This is a genomic window from Streptomyces katrae (assembly GCF_000966975.1).
In the GTDB taxonomy this organism is placed as follows: Bacteria; Actinomycetota; Actinomycetes; order Streptomycetales; family Streptomycetaceae; genus Streptomyces; species Streptomyces katrae.
The window spans coordinates 1-2023 of the sequence record NZ_JZWV01001567.1; the positions used below are offsets into that span (position 1 = coordinate 1).

Below are 2023 nucleotides of genomic sequence, written 5' to 3' on the forward strand. Positions count from 1 at the left end.
CCCCCACACCGACCCCCACACCCACACCCACACCTACCCCCACACCGACGCCGACCCCCACGCCGACCCCGACGCAGCCCACGGACCCGGGACCGTCCGCCGGCCCAGGAGGAACGGTTTCCCCCGACCCGGCACCCCCGACCCCGTAGGGCCCGGGGCGCCGGGCGGCGGGGCCGCTACGCCGGGTCGGCGGGGTGGGGAGCCATCGGCAGCAGCGAAGCCAGCCGCGCCTCGCACAGCTTCACCAGCTCCGCGTACGCCTCCGCGCCCATCAGCTCCGTCAGCTCCGCCCGGTACGACACGTACACCGGCTCACCGGCTCCGTGCGCGGACGTCGCCGAGGTGCACCACCAGTGCAGGTCGTGCCCGCCCGGCCCCCAGCCCCGCCGGTCGTACTCCCCGATCGACACCTGGAGCACCCGGGTGTCGTCCGGCCGGTCGATCCACTCGTACGTACGCCGGATCGGCAGCTGCCAGCACACGTCCGGCTTGGTCTCCAGCGGCTCCTGCCCGTTCCGCAGCGCCAGGATGTGCAGCGAGCAGCCCGCCCCGGCCGGGAAACCGGGCCGGTTCAGGAAGATGCACGCCCCGTCCCAGCGGCGGGTCTGCTTCTCCCCGTCGTCGTCGAGCTGCGTCCAGCCGCTCTCGCTGCCGACGTCGTGGAACTGCCACAGCTCCGGCGTCAGCCGCGCCACGTGCTCGGCCACCCGCTGCTCGTCGTCCTCGTCGGAGAAGTGCGCGCCCAGCGTGCAGCAGCCGTCCGAGGCCCGGCCCGCCTGGATGCCCTGGCAGCCGCTGCCGAAAATGCACGTCCAGCGGGAGGTCAGCCAGGTCAGATCGCAGCGGAAGACCTGTTCCTCGTCGGCGGGATCGGGGAACTCCACCCAGGCCCGGGGGAAGTCGAGCCCCTTCTCGTCCGCCACCGCGGACTTGTTCTTCTTCGACTGGTTCTTGCTGGCCTTCTTCGTATTTGGCACAAACCCAAGCCTAAGCGCCCCTTACTCCACCGCCCCGCGTGCGGCCCTATAGCGTTTCCCGTATGAGACTCGGTGTCCTGGATGTGGGTTCGAACACGGTCCACCTGCTGGTGGTGGACGCGCACCCCGGCGCGCGCCCGCTGCCCGCGCACTCCCACAAGGAGCAGCTGCGGCTCGCGGAGCTGCTCGACGAGCACGGCGCGATCACCCCGGAGGGCGTCGAGCGCCTGGTCTCCGTCATCGGCGAGGCCGTGCAGGCCGCCGAGGACAAGGGCTGCGAGGACGTCCTCCCCTTCGCGACCAGCGCCGTCCGCGAGGCCCCCAACGCCGACGAGGTCCTGGCCCGCGTCAAGGCCGAGACCGGCGTCGAGCTGCCCGTGCTCAGCGGCGAGGACGAGGCCCGGCTGACCTTCCTCGCGGTCCGCCGCTGGTTCGGCTGGTCGGCGGGCAAGCTGCTGGTCCTCGACATCGGCGGCGGCTCGCTGGAGATCGCGTACGGCATCGACGAGGACCCCGACGCCGCCGTCTCCCTCCCCCTGGGCGCGGGCCGCCTCACCTCGGCCTGGCTCCCGGCCGACCCGCCGGACCCGGCGGACGTGAAGGCGCTGCGGCGGCACGTGCGGGCGCAGATCGCCCGCACGGTCGGAGAGTTCAGCCGCTTCGGGGCACCGGACCACGTGGTGGCCACCTCGAAGACCTTCAAGCAGCTGGCCCGCATCGCCGGCGCGGCCCGCGAGGCCGACGGCCTGTACGTCCAGCGCGACCTCACCCGCAAGTCCCTGGAGGAATGGGTCCCCCGCCTGTCGGCGATGACCACGGCGGAACGTTCCACCCTCCCGGGCGTCTCCGAGGGCCGGGCCTCCCAGCTCCTGGCGGGCGCCCTGGTGGCAGAAGCGGCGATGGACCTCTTCGGCGTGGACACCCTGGAAATCTGCCCCTGGGCCCTCCGCGAGGGCGTCATCCTGCGGAGGCTGGACCACCTCCCGTAGCCGGCACGGGGCTCGCGGCGCGGGCCCGCGGCCGGGCGGTGGCTGCCCACCCGCCTC

2 protein-coding genes are annotated in these 2023 nt (G+C 73.4%); one reads left to right on the forward strand and one right to left on the reverse strand.

Annotated features, from left to right (window positions below):
* Nucleotides 1–176 precede the first annotated feature (176 nt).
* The gene (locus VR44_RS39225; RefSeq protein ID WP_045952470.1) at nt 177–977 is read right to left on the reverse strand and encodes a DUF3109 family protein; all 801 of its coding nucleotides are present in this window, start codon (nt 975–977) and stop codon (nt 177–179) included.
* Nucleotides 978–1039: 62 nt separating this feature from the next.
* On the opposite strand from VR44_RS39225, the gene VR44_RS39230 reads away from it, so the two are divergent.
* Entirely contained in the window at nt 1040–1966 is a 927-nt protein-coding gene (locus VR44_RS39230; protein ID WP_045952471.1) for a Ppx/GppA family phosphatase, read from the forward strand.
* Nucleotides 1967–2023 lie beyond the last annotated feature (57 nt).

Bases quoted from the DNA above. Each gene is read 5' to 3' on its own strand.
- VR44_RS39230 (WP_045952471.1), top strand. From the start codon at position 1,040: ATGAGACTCGGTGTCCTGGATGTGGGTTCGAACACGGTCCACCTGCTG.